At 43.7% G+C, this 17,079-nt stretch carries 16 protein-coding genes; 3 read left to right on the top strand and 13 right to left on the bottom strand.

Annotation, left to right across the window (positions count from 1 at the left end):
• Window positions 1–42 precede the first annotated feature (42 nt).
• From NHN17_RS23005 to nrdD, 3 genes are all read right to left on the bottom strand, one after another.
• On the bottom strand, window positions 43–822 hold the full coding sequence (locus tag NHN17_RS23005; RefSeq protein ID WP_255044997.1) for a hypothetical protein: 780 nt from the start codon (window positions 820–822) through the stop codon (window positions 43–45).
• 577 nt (window positions 823–1,399) lie between these two features.
• Window positions 1,400–1,873 carry an anaerobic ribonucleoside-triphosphate reductase-activating protein gene (nrdG, locus tag NHN17_RS23010; protein WP_255044998.1) on the bottom strand — a complete coding sequence of 158 codons (474 nt, stop codon included), beginning with the start codon at window positions 1,871–1,873 and terminating at the stop codon, window positions 1,400–1,402.
• 67 nt (window positions 1,874–1,940) lie between these two features.
• Window positions 1,941–4,061 (bottom strand): anaerobic ribonucleoside-triphosphate reductase, encoded by a 2,121-nt coding sequence (nrdD, locus tag NHN17_RS23015; RefSeq protein ID WP_255044999.1) that lies wholly within the window; start codon window positions 4,059–4,061, stop codon window positions 1,941–1,943.
• A 389-nt stretch (window positions 4,062–4,450) separates the two neighbouring features.
• On the opposite strand from nrdD, the gene NHN17_RS23020 reads away from it, so the two are divergent.
• Entirely contained in the window at window positions 4,451–5,890 is a 1,440-nt protein-coding gene (locus NHN17_RS23020; protein ID WP_255045000.1) for an MltF family protein, read from the top strand.
• A 219-nt stretch (window positions 5,891–6,109) separates the two neighbouring features.
• Window positions 6,110–6,235, top strand: a complete 126-nt coding sequence (locus tag NHN17_RS23025; RefSeq protein WP_255045001.1) for a hypothetical protein — start codon at window positions 6,110–6,112, stop codon at window positions 6,233–6,235.
• A 62-nt stretch (window positions 6,236–6,297) separates the two neighbouring features.
• Here the strand turns inward: NHN17_RS23025 and NHN17_RS23030 are convergent, their stop codons facing one another.
• The 6 genes from NHN17_RS23030 to NHN17_RS23055 form a co-directional block, all read right to left on the bottom strand.
• Window positions 6,298–6,801, bottom strand: coding sequence for a GNAT family N-acetyltransferase (locus NHN17_RS23030; RefSeq protein ID WP_255045002.1), 504 nt, complete (start codon window positions 6,799–6,801; stop codon window positions 6,298–6,300).
• Between the two features lie 29 nt (window positions 6,802–6,830).
• The gene (locus NHN17_RS23035) at window positions 6,831–7,046 is read right to left on the bottom strand and encodes a DUF3820 family protein (RefSeq protein WP_039469726.1); all 216 of its coding nucleotides are present in this window, start codon (window positions 7,044–7,046) and stop codon (window positions 6,831–6,833) included.
• Window positions 7,047–7,098: 52 nt separating this feature from the next.
• Window positions 7,099–7,716, bottom strand: coding sequence for a fumarylacetoacetate hydrolase family protein (locus NHN17_RS23040; protein ID WP_255045003.1), 618 nt, complete (start codon window positions 7,714–7,716; stop codon window positions 7,099–7,101).
• 132 nt (window positions 7,717–7,848) lie between these two features.
• Entirely contained in the window at window positions 7,849–8,448 is a 600-nt protein-coding gene (locus NHN17_RS23045; RefSeq protein ID WP_255045004.1) for a YceI family protein, read from the bottom strand.
• A 60-nt stretch (window positions 8,449–8,508) separates the two neighbouring features.
• A complete protein-coding gene (locus tag NHN17_RS23050; RefSeq protein ID WP_255045005.1) occupies window positions 8,509–10,467 on the bottom strand; it encodes an alkaline phosphatase D family protein in 1,959 nt (652 codons plus the stop codon).
• A 111-nt stretch (window positions 10,468–10,578) separates the two neighbouring features.
• Window positions 10,579–11,451, bottom strand: a complete 873-nt coding sequence (locus tag NHN17_RS23055) for a LysR family transcriptional regulator (protein WP_255045006.1) — start codon at window positions 11,449–11,451, stop codon at window positions 10,579–10,581.
• 151 nt (window positions 11,452–11,602) lie between these two features.
• Between NHN17_RS23055 and NHN17_RS23060 the strand changes: the two genes are divergently transcribed.
• Complete coding sequence (locus NHN17_RS23060; protein WP_255045007.1) at window positions 11,603–12,985, top strand: MATE family efflux transporter; 1,383 nt, start codon at window positions 11,603–11,605, stop codon at window positions 12,983–12,985.
• 65 nt (window positions 12,986–13,050) lie between these two features.
• Here NHN17_RS23060 and NHN17_RS23065 read toward each other — a convergent pair whose 3' ends face one another.
• The 4 genes from NHN17_RS23065 to NHN17_RS23080 form a co-directional block, all read right to left on the bottom strand.
• Window positions 13,051–13,773 carry a hypothetical protein gene (locus tag NHN17_RS23065; RefSeq protein WP_255045008.1) on the bottom strand — a complete coding sequence of 241 codons (723 nt, stop codon included), beginning with the start codon at window positions 13,771–13,773 and terminating at the stop codon, window positions 13,051–13,053.
• On the bottom strand, window positions 13,766–14,797 hold the full coding sequence (parM, locus tag NHN17_RS23070; RefSeq protein WP_255045009.1) for a plasmid segregation protein ParM domain-containing protein: 1,032 nt from the start codon (window positions 14,795–14,797) through the stop codon (window positions 13,766–13,768). Before parM ends, NHN17_RS23065 begins: the two co-directional genes overlap by 8 nt.
• 342 nt (window positions 14,798–15,139) lie before the next feature.
• Window positions 15,140–16,540, bottom strand: coding sequence for a porin (locus NHN17_RS23075; RefSeq protein ID WP_255045010.1), 1,401 nt, complete (start codon window positions 16,538–16,540; stop codon window positions 15,140–15,142).
• Between the two features lie 8 nt (window positions 16,541–16,548).
• Window positions 16,549–16,773: a hypothetical protein gene (locus tag NHN17_RS23080; RefSeq protein ID WP_255045011.1), complete on the bottom strand. Its 225-nt coding sequence runs from the start codon at window positions 16,771–16,773 to the stop codon at window positions 16,549–16,551.
• Window positions 16,774–17,079: the final 306 nt, after the last annotated feature.

Here is a 17,079-nt window from a genome sequence, read left to right on the forward strand (position 1 = left end):
GCCATGATAATAGCCTCATGAACTGACTTATCATCAGTATAGTTAACAGGGCTGAGTATTAGTGGTAATCAGGTAGAAATTTGTACTAATTATATTGAGGTCTGTACCAAAATTTTTCCAGTCGGCCATATTAGCAATGCTAATATCATATAGCTCTGTTTTATACATATGCAAAATATTATGGCCATTAACCCCAAGACTCCATAACATTCCACGGATAAACTCATACAACAGTCCATCATAGAATGAGGTCGGATCCAGTTTAGGGAGCACTATTCCAGGCTGTATAAATGTTGCATATATAACAACAGAAAAATGAGAACCAATAATTAATATTGCTAATGTAAGAACACACGTGGCCATCATCTGTATAGATGTATCAGCAGCACTAATAAACTTATCAAAGCTAAATAAACGAAGCTTATTAAGCTTCGATATGATTGAGCAAGAAGCATATGCCGTCAAAAAAGCGATCGCAAAATTATTCGGTAGGGCTATGACTGGTGAAATAAGGTCCCATTGCTGTGATACAATGAAAAAAGAGGCAAGAGCACAAGTAATCGGTGCAGCTTTCGGTAATCGAAGCAATGATGAGTGATATGTGGCGAAGAATATATTGAGCAATAGCGGGAACATGTGACCTGTCATCTCCCCAACATAACCCAAAGTCACACTGATACTGTCATAACCAAACCTCCCAAAAAAAACAGAGAGCAAGTAAAAAAACGCCGCCACCCATGACACAGGCAAAGCCATAATAAAAACATTGCTGATAGCAACTATAAAGGTATTAGAAGATAATTTTGAGAGTAAAAGCGGCAATGTACACTATCCAATTAATAAAACACTAAGCAGCGCACCTAGTCATAAATGCATGGTTACAACCTGAAAAGTCGTTACTTTGTATCATATCAAATTAGATTTATATGCACACTAGAATTACGATATATAACTTATTATTATATAAGCCAGTAGCTAATCATTATTCCCACCAAGGAAGAATATAAAAGTGAGTATATTAGGTGTTTTGTGATTTAACCGTAGTTATACCTAATAAAAAAGAACAATACCCAATAGATATCGAATTTATTTATTCAATACAAAATAATTGATACTATTTTTAATAGACTGATAGAAAATATATCGCTAATATTTTTCTAAATTAAATAGAGAATGATTAGCTGTCAAATACAACGTTACTCACGATACATGCCTGAAAATCATATAATCGTAAAATAGCACTACCTGAGTAAACTGTTTTCCCATAGTTATGCACAGAAACAGTGGATAACCTTTATAAATAAACAGGCAGCTAACAACTCATCAACAATCGACATTGGTTCCTCGGCAACACCTGTCTAACAATTAACCAGGTTACACCGTAATGATGACTGGATACTTACTTTTGGCCTTTTAGATAGTGGATAACCTGATTGCTACTTCCCCGCCATACTAATTCTGGGTTATGCAGCTCTTTCTCGAACTTCCCATCAACGACAACGTCAACATACTCGAGCACTGCTTTCTGCTGTTCATCAAGCTCTGCCAAGCGGTAACCAGTCCACAACCAAATATCCTTACCGCTACATTCGGTCTGTACTCTTTTTACCAGTTTTAAAATAACTGGAACATTGGCAGGGTGCAGTGGGTCACCGCCCGACAGAGACAAACCGCGCCGCTTTATGCGGCTATCATTCAGGTCCGCAATAATTTGGTCTTCTATTTCCTGAGTGTATACGTGCCCAGCATCCAAGCGCCAGGTGCTCTGGTTATAGCAACCACGGCACTGGTGCACGCACCCTGATACAAACAAGGTACAACGCGTCCCCGGACCATTAATAACATCAACAGGGTAATAGTTGTGATAGTTCATTGTTACTCCTAATAAAAAGTGCCGAATCATCGGCACTTAATGTCATTGTTCGGATCAGCGTATGGGTCTACATATGTTTCACGCGACGTATAACTTCTTCTTGCTTACCAAAGTTAAACGGGCGTGCATCTGGACTACCTAGATACCCACAGACTCGACGGGTAACCGATACCTTCGATGGTTCATGATTGCCACATTTCGGGCAGGTAAAGCCTTTACTGGTACAATCAAACTCACCATTAAAACCACACTCATAACACTCATCAATCGGTGTATTTGTGCCATAGTATGGCACGCGGGTGTAGCTGTAGTCCCAAACATTCTCCAGCGCTTCGACGTTATGCTGAATATTCGGGTATTCGCCATAACAGATGAAGCCACCATTTGCGATTTCTGGGTATGGCATTTCAAAGTCGATCTTATCGTATGGGTTTACTTTCTTTTCAACATCTAAGTGGAAGCTGTTAGTGTAGTAACCTTTGTCAGTTACACCGTCTACCACCCCAAACTCTTTTGCGTCGATCGAACAGAAACGGCTGCACAAATTTTCACTTGGCGTGCTGTACAGGCTAAAGCCGTAACCCGTCTCTTCTTTCCAACTGTCAGTAGCCGCTTTCAAGCGCTCAACAATCGCGATCGCTTTTTCGCGCAGCGCTTCGTTGTCGTAAACATGCTCATCTGTACCGTACAAAGCATTGATCGTTTCGTGAATACCAATGTAGCCCAGCGAAATCGATGCGCGACCGTTTTTAAAGATCTCGGATACGTCATCGTCTGGCTGCAGACGCACGCCACAAGCACCTTCCATATAAAGGATCGGGGCAACGCGCGCTTTAACACCTTCTAGGCGGCTAATGCGGGTTTCTAGCGCACGACGTGCCAGTACCAATTTCTCGTCAAGCAAAGCGAAGAACGTTGCTTCATCACCTTTCGCCTTCAGTGCGATACGCGGCAAGTTCAGACTCACGACACCGATGTTGTTACGGCCCTCGTGGATAAGCTCACCATTTTCTTCATATGCCCCTAGGAAGCTACGGCAACCCATTGGGGTTTTGAACGAGCCAGTCACTTCAACCACTTTGTCATAGTTTAGGATATCTGGATACATACGTTTAGATGCACACTCAAGCGCCAATTTCTTGATGTCGTAGTTTGCATCTTCCGACTTATGGTTTAAGCCGTCTTTAATAGCGAAAACTAATTTCGGGAAGACCGCTGTCTTGTGGTTTTTACCCAGGCCCGCAATACGGTTTTTCAGAATAGACGACTGGATCAAACGTGATTCCCAGGATGTCCCTAAACCAAAACCAAACGTAACAAATGGCGTTTGCCCATTCGCGGTGTGAAGAGTGTTTACTTCGTACTCAAGTGATTGGAATGCGTCATAACACTCTTTTTCAGTGCGCGCTTTAGCAAAGGCTTCTGGTTCTGGAATATCCCACTCGTTAGCGACTTGTAAGTGCTTTTCGTAACTAACAGATACGTATGGCGCCAACACTTCGTCAATACGGTTGATCGTTGTACCACCGTAAATATGGCTCGCTACCTGTGCGATGATCTGAGCCGTCACTGCTGTTGCTGTAGAAATTGACTTAGGTGTGTCAATTTCTGCATTACCCATTTTAAAACCATGAGTCAGCATACCGTTCAAGTCGATCAACATGCAGTTAAACATTGGGAAGAAAGGTGAGTAATCCAGATCATGGAAGTGGATATCGCCCTCTTCGTGTGCCGAAACAATATCACGAGGCAGTAAGTGTTGCTTTGCGTAGTGTTTAGCCACAATACCAGCAAGTAGATCACGTTGAGTCGGGATCACCTTGCCATCTTTGTTGGCGTTCTCATTCAGTAGCGAAGCGTTGCTTTGATCAATCAACCCACGAATTTCATTATTTAAATGGCTTTTCTTCTCGCGAGCAAGGTCACGGTCGTGGCGGTACTCAATATAGGCACGTGCAACTTCTTTGTGTGGACCATTCATCAGGTGATTTTCAACCGCATCCTGGATAGCGTGGATCTCCACCTGCTTCTGGTCAGCGAACTGGGACAGTACTTGCTCAGCAACTGACTCAGCATATGTGGCATCCATTGCCTCTACAGATTCGGCAGCACCTAGTACCGCTTCTTTAATACGCTTGGTATTAAACGGTACAAGGCAGCCATCACGCTTAATCACAACAGGGTTCACACAAGTCTCCTAAAAATGACAGTGTCACGAAAACCACTAAATATAGGGCTTACAAAATTGACCAATACAAGATGTGGTGTATTAAGCGAGAATTCAGGAAGAGAAACATTGATCTATGTCAGTATTTCTCCAAGAGCGTACAGCTAACAACCGATGTTTTCGATTACCTCTCAAAACTGACATTTTCACTCGTTTCATTACAAAATTGTCAACCCATTTATTTGATACTCAGAGCTGAAATAACTGAAAAAAAACTTGAATATTATTTAGATTATTAGTTCGAGCTCAACGCCTCACAACAAAGCAACAGCACCTCTTTCATCGTGCTTTTTGTCGGTTACCTTCCCTGCCCTCTATACTCAAAAGCATCATTGTGGAGGCCATTGCCTATGAGAACTGCCTTGTCGTTTTTGTTCATTATTGGCGTACTGATATCTTCAATCTGCAGCGCATTCCAAATCACCCCGCAGAAATACGAAAGATATACTGGTGATCTTCCCGTTATGGAGGAGAAGCGTGTAATCCGCGTGCTTGTCGCTGCGGATTTGGGTTTTTACTACCTAGACCGTGGTCAGCCCAAGGGTTTAATCTCTGAAATGCTTAGACTTTTCGAAAAGTTTGTCTCAGAGAAAACCCAAAAAAAATACCGTATACAAATCATTCCGGTTCACCGTGATCAACTTCTTCCCGCTTTAAACGCAGGCATAGGGGATCTTGTTACGGCTAATATCACCATCACACCCAAACGCATGAAACAAGTCGATTTTAGCCACCCGATACTGACTGGTATCCAAGAATTATTTATCACCCACTCCGTGCGAAGCCCTATAACAGACATCAAGCAACTTTCGAAAAAGAGTGTTTGGCTACGAGCCAGTTCAAGTTACTACCAAAGCATCCGTCGAATTAATAAGCAACTACATAAACTCGGCAAGGAGCCAATGTATGTTCATTTTCTAGAAGAAACGCTTCAAGATTTTGAGATGCTACAAATGGTTCAAGAAGGCATTATTCCCATGACTGTACTCGACTCTCATAAGGCTGAGTTTTGGGATTTGGTTACTGATGACCTTCAAATTCACTATGAGTACCCAATCCGCAAAAATAGCGCTATCGGTTGGAGTTTTCGCAAAGACAGCCCAGAGTTTAAAGCGATTGTTGATGAGTTTGTGGAAAACAACCGTCGCGGCACACTAAATGGCAACATCTTATTCAATCGCTACCTCAATAGTAAGGCGTGGTTCCAAAAAGTCATGAGCCCCGATAGCATCGATAAATTCAAAGAGCTTGAAAATCGTTTTATTCGTTACGGTAATATGTATGACATCAACTGGCTGATCATTGCCGCCCAAGCCTTCCAAGAATCAGGCTTTGACCAATCTAAACGCTCACACGCTGGTGCTATAGGCATTATGCAGGTGCTTCCACAGACGGCTAGCGAGCCTTACATCAATATCAGTAACATCCAAAATATCGAAAACAATATCCACGCAGGGGTGAAGTATATGGACTTCATTCGCGATAGGTACGTCACAGATGATGACACTGATGAGCTCAACCAACTGTATTTCGCCCTAGCAAGCTACAACGCGGGACCAAATAGAATACGGCGATTAAGAAAAGTTGCAGAAGAACGCGGCTATGATCCGACCCAATGGTTTAATAACGTGGAGGTGATTGTCAAAGAGGAAGTTGGCATGGAACCTATCACCTATGTCGGTAACATCAACCGCTACTTCACCATCTACAAGCAAATCTTCTCTTTACAGAATGCAGCTGGCCAACGTATGGCAAGCTCTAACCTACTTCGTTTCAAACTCTCTCGCTAACCTGGTCACGTTTCAATCAAAACAACCTCGAATACAACAGACGATGAGATCAACCTCTCGCTTTCATCACGTTGTCATTTAATGTCACTACTCTTGCCAGTACAAAAGTAATATACCCAAACACCTTAAGTGGCTTGGGTATATGCAGTTAAGGAAAACACTGCTTGGGAATAACCTTGCTATTGGCCTCTGCTATAGCACTCAACAAGGCATAAATTTATGGATATATTGAACAATACAACCATTGTTGTACCGACCGATGAAGAGCTACTGGCCAACTGCCCAGATAGCCTGAACTTAAATGATGAAGAAAACGAGCTCGCCAACGATATTATTGTGCTTTGACAGCAACCTACCCAAATTAAGCAATGAGCTAGCACTCGGCTAGCTCTTCCTCACTAGAAGTACTATTCAGCAGCTATAAAATCAGGTCGAATTCTAGACATCAACACCATATCGATGTACTTACCCGCCTTGAATGTACTAAGCCGTTTGATCCCTTCTATCTCGAAACCCACTTTATTGTACAACGCACAGGCCGCTTCATTATCCGCATGTACTTCTAACTCAAGACGTACCAAATTTAGCCAATTATCCGCTTGCTCAATGGCTTGCTTCATCAAGTAACGCCCTACCCCTTTGCCATGACAAGAAGGGTGAACCGCTATCGCCAAGAATGCCACATGTCTATCCCGAGCCTTGTTGGTTAAAAATAGCGTGACATGCCCGACAACCTTTTCACCAACTTCAGCGACTAAAGTGTAGTTATCGGGATTATCGAACAACTGCCCTACCGTGTCAGAACTTAAAAAGGGCTTCTGGGAGGTATTTTCCGTCACCTCAGGTAGGCGATAAATGTCGAACAAGTCACCGTTGTCCGATTTTTCATAATGTCTAATTGATATTTCCACTGGTATCCTTCCCGGTAAACCGCATTGACCTAATCGCGCCTAAGTGGGCGTATTACACTCTCAAGCCCTTCAATTTTCATCTCAAGGGCTAATGCCATCAACAAACCCAACTCACCCTCGGGAAAGCCCTTTTTTTGGAACCACAGCAAATATTCTTCCGGCAGATCAATAATGACCCGGCCCGCATACTTGCCAAAAGGCATCTTTACGTTAGCTAATTTTACGATTTTTTCTTTATCAAACACGTTGGGCCTGTTTTCTTTTCTTTAGGGGATGGAAAAGCCAGTATCCTAAGCACTACACCGCCAACCATTGTGCAGCAGCAATGATGTCATCATCAACAGTGACCTGAGCGACAAATTGACTTCCCGGTTGTACCTTACCGACACCGGATGGTGTACCTGTCATCACGATATCACCATCATTCAGTGTCATGAAGGTTTGAATTTCTTTCAAAATGACATCAGGCGAATAAATCATCAATGAAACGGTGCCAGTTTGCATCAATACATCATCAATAAAGAGGCGTAGCCCTAATTCACCACTCTCGGTGGATGGTAAAGACACAAACGGGCTAAACAATGCAGAACCATCAAAAGCTTTACTGCGCTCCCAAGGCAATCCTTTTTGCTTCAATTTGCTCTGTACACCACGCTTGGTCAGATCGAGACCTACCGCTACCGCATCGAATCTGCCATTGCGGTACAGAAATGACAACTCAGCTTCGTAATGGACCTCATCGCCATTATGTGAAGCGAACAGCGTCTCTGAAATAGCTGAATTAGGCTTATTGAATAACACCATCTCGTCAGGTATTTCGTTTCCTAATTCATGAATATGAGCCACGTAATTACGTCCAACACAGACGACTTTATTTGGCGTAATAACTTGTTCTTCAACAATCACTTGTTTCATTTCAATCCTTTTTAATGATCCTTAGTTATTGCAAAGTAACACCGATAAAAAAAGCCAGCAATGGCTGACTTTGAAAATTATTCGTTATCGATATTAGATTTATGTATCAGCTAGCCAACGATCTTGGGCACCCTACTCAGACACAAACACTAAGTTCGCATTGACGGGAACAGTCAGCAATATAGAGTTGAGCTTGGCAATATCTTTGAGCTTTCCAATCCCCTCATCAAGACCAAAAGCCCCGGCCTGTAATTCCACAGGATTTATCGTTGAAACCAACAGACCGCCATCATCCAATCCAGTAACCTGTACTTTTGCGTTTAACACTTCAGACTTGCCATGCAAATCGATCTTGAATTCAACATCCTGCACCACTGTTTGTCCGGCGCTCAATCCACTGATAGCCGCGCTGTCCACTTTGGCTTCAATAATGGTTAGTGGATACACTTCGGTATTGAAGAGCTCTTTTTTCATGCGCTCATCACGGATCTGAATCTTGGTATCGACGCTGGTCAAATCAATAGAAAGAGAGACCTCACCTTGGGCAGAAATAGATCCACTCAAATTACGAAAACCGTGTTGCTCCATGACACTGTCATTTTTTACCGAAGAGAACCCCACTGAGGAGTGAGTACTATCTAACTTCAAACCGGCCCACGCACCTGTTGCTCCAAGCATAAGCGCAGTAGATACGCTGCCTAACAGAACCTTGTTCTTCCACGTTAACGCCATTGACTTCCCCTTCTTTAGTTATTTCTTTGAAATATCACTTAGAAAATATAGGTCAGTTCTTTACTTAGCGTTAATTGGCGGAAAGGTCACCCTTTGACCTTCTGCCGTCAAAATAGCAATGTCGATAGGTTTACCGTCAGCATCTAGCCTCACTTCCCCAATCGCACTTCGGTTTATTAAACGGTGGTTTCCAGGCAGATCTGGATCGCGCTTGAAGATCTTGAGTCGCTTTCGCTTAGTCAGCAAATTGAGTGGTGAACGTGGGCTGTACAATATGCGATCCATAAAGTCACAAACGCGAAGTAGCGCATTCGGGAACTCATTTTTGATCCCGCTTGAGGTGATCTGGTAAATATTCGGGCTGCTATTACGAAAACGGAGTTTAACGTCATACGCAAACGAATAATGAACATCTCCAGACAGGATCACAAAGTTAGTTGGCGTTTTGGTATGGGTGAAAATATTGATGAGCGTGTTGGCTGAGCCCGGGTGAGCCATCCAGTTTTCCGCATCAATCACTAATGGCTGACCAAGCCATGTCATACCACGCTGTAAGGATTCAATAAACTTCACGCCAAACATGGGAGCGGCAGAAACCAGGATCACTGCTGGTTCGTTAATCAGCGACATTTGCAGCTCGCTGAGCGCCTCCCAGTCCATTAAGCCCGAGGGCTTGTTCATTTTCGACTCAGATCGCCAACGTCGAGTACGGGTGTCCAGTACCAACATTTTAGGTGACGTACTTATGGTGTAATGCCATTGTTCAAATCGATAGAGATAATCTATCAGACTATCATGGCGGTCACTGGTTGGTTGCTCGAAGTATTCCTCGACATGACTAAAAAATGTCTCATTGAAGTTTTCAGGTGCATTTCCCCATCCTTGGCACAGCCAGTAACTGATTAAACCGTTTCCGATAATCCGCCGAGAAAAGTGATGATGATAGGCTGCTTGCTCCCATCCTACGGTCAAGTTCCAGTCATCAGTGACATCATGATCGTCAAAGATCATATACGTAGGAACGTGCGCCATTAAGCGGCGAACTTGGGGCAAGCCGGCAACAAATTGATCAATTGTCGCTTTTTCATCGAACCACAGTTTTTGCCATTTTTCCTCAAGGGTGTGACCTTGCCACCGAAATAAATTCTTTTCCAGCTTCGCATTATCGACAAACTGCCACAGCACTGGTGACCATACCAATAAATACATGGCATTAAACTCACTCAACGTAATGAGATGATTACCTGACTCTCGGGAACTGAATACCGGTGACTTTAGCCTTAACCAGTTTGCAAGGCGAGGCACGCGCTCGATGATTTCATGGCCACCTTCGAGATATTTCGGTAACAGCTTATCCCTGCCGTAAAAATTATTGGCATGATCAAATAAGGCTTGTGTATTGGCAACTGGTGCTTTATCGAAGCTCTCGTCGTAAAGGCCCAGCAAATTGATCACTTGCTGAATACTGTCTAATGTTGAGCCAGCCACGTGGTCAGCATAGATCTGATCACCACTCATCATTAGTAATGATGGTCGATCTTCAATGCTCTGACTCGCAATTTTAGCATCAGCGGCGACCAAGCTGTCCTTGCTCGGATAGTGCGGGTTACGGCAAGAACCATGCATCACATAGTCTGCGTGAGTTTTTATGATAAATGTCGGCCGTGACTCCCCGTCATACAGTAAATCAGGTACTAATTCGGTCAGTAAGCCATCTTGAGTGTTAATTTGGTATTCCAGCGGTGTGTTACTAGGGAACTTACCACAAAATGTCACCTGAAATATCCAAGCACGCTCACCAATTCGAATATGCTTTCCTTGTGAAAGCTCACCGGTATATAGCGCTAATTGTTCTGTTTGCTGGTATAGAGTAAATGTCCCTTTAAGCGGGCTGGAAACCGCAAACCACAGCGTCAATTCCTGCGGCGTTACCTTGCGCAAGATTGGCCCTGCGAGGATGAGAGGCAACACAGATGAAGAGTGGGGGTGTTCTGTGGTTAATGGCAATTCAACAGTCATAATGCGCAGATACTCTTTACTTTTTATATTTACTCTTGGTAGGACATTAACAGCAACAATTTGTTTAAAAAAGTTATATACCCAAGTAACGCCAAAGACATTTGGGTATACCTAGAACATCTTTGCCAACTCGGTATACATCCAATTCATGACTTGGCCTACTCCCTTGTCACGTCGCTTCACCGCCCCCATTTCCACCATTAGAGGTTCAGGGATTTCTTCAGTGGAAAGCTCAACAAGCTCATCCACATACCATACTTCTTGTGCAACATGCTCGGGTACCAATGCCCAGCCGACCCCGCGTATTACCATCGAGGAAATCAAGTAATAGCTATCAATATGCCAGTAATTGGAAGAAATTGGCTTCGCTTTTCCCACCCCCATACGATCGCGAATGACCAGTTGCCTATGCTGGGTAAGGTCAGAAATTTTAGGTACTGGAATTGCAGCTAACGGATGCTCTCGTGAAACAATCAAAGCATGCTTAAACTGGCCGATTGACGTAAATTCCAAGCTGTCAGGTAAGGCATCCTGATGAAATAACACACCCAAATCGGCCTTCTCTGTTGCCACCCACTGAGAAATATCTTGCTGTGAGCCATTGATAATAGTGAGCTTCAATGATGGATAAACCATTGCCAAGGAGGCAAATAGGCTTTCGAAGGCAGTGATAGGCACCGCTTCATCAATGGCTATGGTAAATGTCACCTCCTCGCCTGACGAAACCGTCATCGCCCGTGCCGACATTCTTTCACATTGGGCAAGTACGGCTTGAGCTTCAATATACATTTCTTCGCCTTCTGGCGTCAGGACCGGCAAGCGCGCACTACGATCAAACAGCTCAAATCCTAAATCTAGCTCAAGATTATTGATAGCGGTACTGACCCGCGACTGCGCTTTTCCTATACACCTCGCCGCTGCAGAAAACGAACCTTGCTGGACCGCACACACAAATGCCTCCAGCTGATCTATCGTCCAATTCACGATTTTTCACCCAATATAATGACGAATTACCCCCTCACTCTATCCGAAAAACGGATAGATACAAACTTCAACCAATCTCAAAAACAGCGATAATGTTCCCAACGTTATTACAGCTCAAAGTCCCTATTCAACAACGGCGCAAGAGAAAGTCATGCAAGAGCAATTCAACCACGAAACGCCAACAAACATTCAAAGTATCAGCAGAACTTTCTGGCGATACACCATTCCTTCCGTTGCAGCCATGCTGGTTAACGGTCTATATCAAGTCATCGATGGTATTTTCGTGGGTCACTATATTGGCTTTGAGGGCTTGGCAGGTATCAATATGGCTTGGCCTATCATTGGTATTATCGCAGGTCTAGGGCTTCTTGTAGGCATGGGGACGGGAAGTCTAATCTCGATTTACAAAGGAGAAGGTAACCACAACAAAGCGCAAAAGGCTCTATCGACGGGGCTTAGCATAATTGCCATTGCCGGATTATTAGTAATGGCGCTGTTAACCATGATTGCACCATCACTTTTAATAGCACAAGGCGCAACGGGCGCACCGCTCGAAATGGGTCGCGCTTATATTGAAGTGTTCACTGGGGGGGCCGTATTCACTATCGCCGCCAACGCTTTACCTATGCTCATTCGCAATGATGATAGCCCTAATTTCTCAACGGCGCTGATGATGGCTGGGGCAATTATCAATATAGCCCTAGATTATATTTTCATTGCCCACCTCGATATGGGGCTTAAAGGCGCTGCAATAGCCACCATCATTGCCCAGATTTCTATCACCATCGTTGCAGTAACGTATTTTTTTACGCATTACTCCAAGCTAAGGCTCAGTCTATGCACTTTCAGGTTTAGCCCAAGTATTGCAACCCGTGCAATCAGCCTCGGTGCATCAAGCTTGCTCATGTATGCCTATTTCAGCTTTATTGTTGCTATTCACAATAAGTTATTTATGGATTACGGCAGTGCGGTTCATGTCGGCGCATTCGCGATTGTTGGGTACCTGATAACCATGTACTACCTGCTTGCTGAAGGTGTCGCCAGCGGTATGCAACCGCCAGTTAGCTATTACTATGGTGCCGGTCATGGCAAGAAAATCCATGCCACGCTGCTCCTTGCGAGCAAAGTCGTGGTACTGACAGGCATCATCTCGGTCGCTTTCTTAAACTTATTCCCCTACACCTTAGTGGACTTATTCAGTAACGGCGATCCATCACTCGCGACTGAAACAGTCAATGGCTTACGCTTGCATCTATTCGCAATGTTTCTTGATGGCTTTATTGCCCTTGCTTCTGTGTACTTTATGTCTGTTAACCAGGGAGGGAAGGCTTTAGCCATTTCTGCGGGAAACATGCTGGTGCAAATCCCTTTCTTGTACTTCTTGCCACAGTGGCTAGGGGTAAATGGTGTTTGGTTATCAGTTCCTCTATCCAACATTCTATTAGCCGCAATTGTCGTACCGCTGGTATGGAAGGATATTCAGAATAAACAACGTAGTGACATTTTACTTAATACCGTAACAGCCTCATCTTAGATAGCATAAAAAGTACACGCAAATAGCGTGTACTTTTTATTTATACGTCCAGAGTTAGGGCAAGCCTAAAATATCCCTTTCTTCTTGATCTTCTGCACATGAGCTAGACGCTCATTCAAATCAACTACCGGAGATGGGTTGCCAGGCGGCTCATCCTGACGACTCGTACTTCTTTGCGACAGCGTACGTATCAATGCCGTTTGCGCTGTTAACTGATTTTTTAGTTCCGCAATCTGCTGTGACTGGGAGTCAATCATTGCAACGAGCTTTGCATTCTGATCGCTGAGCTGGTCGATACTGCCAATTACAGCCTCATCTTTACTTTCAGCCTCAACACTGTTTGTGCGTCGCTCTGAGGAAGATATGTACTCACGAGTCAGCTTAGCTTCGGATTTCACTTGCTCGCTAATCGACGCTTTTAAAGCCTCAAAGAGTGCAGTTTGCGCTTCTTGGTTAAACTCTTGCGGTGAGTTTTTTACCAGAAAGCCCAAACCTTGCAGTGTGTTTTCCAGCGTTAATTCTGATACCTGCGACTCTGTTACCTGTAAACTCAACTGTTGTGACAGGTCAGGACTTAGCAAGTGCATGAACAAACCACTCAAGTAGACCTGCTTTTGCACATTTCTCGCATTGAGAAGCGCCAAACCATTCTCTTCCGCTGACTCGGCTTTCAACCGCGTAAAATCATCTGCCCATTGATGAAGCACTTTGCTGGCATACAAATCGGCTGGGTTATTCAATGGGTCGAGGTAAATGGAGTAATTTATCCGCTTAAGACGTTCAGCCATTTACGGCCTCTTGCTCTGGCATATTCACCGCTTCACCATCGGCATGGTACAAGCACAACTCGCGAGCCAAGGCTTCTTGCGGCTCGTCCACCAGCACTACTCGTTCGCCCAACGTCTCATAGGCTTTTTGTACTGCCGGATAAATCAAGCTTGCTCCGCCTCCCACAAGGTAAACTCGGTTCGGGTTTTTAGCAAACTTCTTCGCTTCGTATGCGACTTGCTTACCCAACTCATCAATCTTGGTTTCAATCTTCTCAAGGATCATCTGGATCTGACTTTCGTCATTCACGACTTCTCGGACAAAATCATGATTAGCACGTTGCTTGATGAGTTCATTGGCGACTAAGTAGCTCGAATCACTATCGGCAACCGCCAGTGATTTGCGGGCAACATCGGTTACCATGGAAACGCCGATTTCGTTATTGCCGTAAATAGCAGAAACGTCATCAAACTCACCGACAATCACCCCCATATCCAGTGTCGTGCCACCAATATCGATCACCAAAGAACGGTTAAACTGGCTGACAGATTGCATTGTTAGGGTCGATAACACTGCGGGCAAACTTTCAGGCATCACCTCAACATCGATGATATCAAACAACTCGCCTTTGTTTAGCTCAATCTGGCGCATAAGATTGTCACGCTTGCGGGCAATTTTATCTTCGTTTTTCTGGCAATCTTCCGCGTTGTAGTATTCTGTGATCGGCAGTGTAACAACCAGCTTTACAGGTCCTGGTTCGATACCCGTTTGTAGCAGTGCATGATGAACTGACAATAAATTCAAATCATCGTATTGGTAATCAACATGGGTTGTTTCCAACGCCTTGTCGGAGGTCATATCGTAGGTATATTTAGTTGAGCCAATCGTATAGTTAAAGATCTTCTTGTCTTTTCTTAGTGCGGCACTTTTCCAGTTTTTTCGAAATGAATTCGGTGAAATAACAGTCTGTAATTCACCATTTTCAATCCAACTAACTTTAACGTTGGTTGAACCATCATCAACTGCAAATTTACGTGGCGTCATTTTGATCCTGCTCTATTCTCAAGGGGATATAGGTTTATCTGCGAGAAGTAGATAAAAACCCGACGCTAATGGCAAACCTAGCGCCAGAGTTTTGAAGCGGCTAGGCAAAACAAAAAAAATCCAACTCTTTTATTTAATTCTGGTGAAACTTGGTCGATCAGCCCGAGTGGTAGCGTTTATTAGCCTGCAGATTGTCGTGATTAGCACTCAGTTAATTATCACAAAACCATGCATCTTGTATGATACCAATCTGGGTAAGTCGTTGATCAAGTATTTATGTCGGTTGGTATGATGTATCACCCCATAAAAAAACAGCGACTAAAATAGTCGCTGTTTTCACATTTACTTCAAAATATCGTAAGGCTTCGACCATTGGTACCGCTGGCTCAGCTCCTTTTTAATTTGCTGATACCTTGGTGACGTCAACATTTGTTGTACATCATCAACGGTCAACAAAGGCTCACTACCCTGTGGGTGCTGATTCCGTACTGAAAGCATGTCTTTGGCACTTTGACGCAGCGAATCAAAAGACACTTCATCACCATTGCCATTCACAAATGAAGTGTAAACTTTTGCGGTCGTTCCCGACTGTGGTTTACCACAGCTATAAATTGAAGGGTTCCATAAACCATCTTTTGAGTGGTACTCCGTCACAGGTCGGCCTTCAGCAATATCTTCAATCATGCAATAGGTTGGGCTCAGGCTCACTAAGTTGTGGCTATTGTTAAAAGCATGAGCGACCCAATCACCACCGCTTGCTTCATCTGTTTCATCCTGCCACACCCAGCTATCAGAGGGGCCAGTGAAAGATTGACCAATAGCGAAACGTTGTGGATCGGATACAAAATATGCCGTATCACCGCTTTCCAGCTGGTATGCCTTAACAAAATCGCGCTGAAATTCATAATGCGCACTGTCAGTATGAAGGTTACGACCGTCATAAGGACCATCAATGAAGCCAACGGTAAGAAAGTTTGCCTCGGTCATCGCCTTGACACCGTCACTCAATGAGAGATCAGATTCATCCTCACTGATATAATAAGGGTAATCACTGAACAGAAGGCTCTCCCCGCCTGATATGATCCCGCTTCTTGGGCCTGAGTATTGATAACTAGCAACATCATAACTGGTTTCACGAAGGCCAGAGCTCATTTCAACCTCATCCTTAATGACACGAACCGATGTCCCGATCCAGTTACCTTCATATTTCAGTACATAGTCCTGTGTAATGACTTCACGCCCTGACTGAGGGTTAATATCATAACTTTGAATATCAAAGTGAGCTGATGTCGGGTCGAAATCCCAGCGTCGAAAGAATGAAACCTTAGTGCCTTTCTGGCTTATGGCCCGTGGCTCAGCATCATAATTTGCACCGCAGGCTTGACCGCGACTTGCGATATAAGCCAAATTAGTCCCGTTGACATCAACACGGCAAACAAACTGATCATGAAGTGCAGAAGCGTTCACTTTATTAACGATATTAGAGAATGCCTCTTCGCTTACCGTTGAATTGTGGGCCTGGAAATACCCCAAAGCTGCATTATAAGAAGCTAATTGAGCCTCAGAACTTGCTGGCAGTGTCAAAGCGTAATCCAACAAAAAGTACTCTGCCTTATTTTGCTGGATTTTATTGACAGCATAGCTAATTAGCTCTTTAGATTGATAATAACCTTGTACATTGGGCGTCGCATTGGCATAGGCTGCAGTCATGACAAGAAGAGCACTGATAATCGTTTTTTTCATTTTATCCCTTACTTCTTAAAATTTGACGGTGTACGCATGCCTGTCCCGTTATTCGAGGCATATTTCACGGCTTGGAGCATTTCTATGTCACTGTCATTAACACTAAGCTGAGTTTGACGGTCGTGTTGTTGGGTAGCACTACTAGAGTGGGTATTAGAAGATGAATCGCCACCACCACAACCGGCGAGGGAAACTCCCATTGACAGAAACAAAACCAATAATCGACATTTCATTTAAAGCAGCCTTATATCAAATACTTATCGTAGTAACCTAGAGAATATTGAGCACTGTTTTATTCTCTGCGCGGATTATACGTTCAGCGTTTGTTCAGCTTCAAGACATTAATTGAATGGGTTTGTATAGATGAGCTTAGATATTTTATAAATTAAAATCTGTAGAGAAATTTATTGTTTATATTTTATGCCCGAATTCAACTGCGAAGTGCGACACTCTCCAATATCAAGCCAATGCCATTTCTTTAAAGACAATCGCTGGCTGCTTGAAGCCTAAACACTTTTTCGGTCGATAATTTATCCGCG

The organism is Photobacterium pectinilyticum, from assembly GCF_024357955.1.
In the GTDB taxonomy this organism is placed as follows: Bacteria; Pseudomonadota; Gammaproteobacteria; order Enterobacterales; family Vibrionaceae; genus Photobacterium; species Photobacterium pectinilyticum.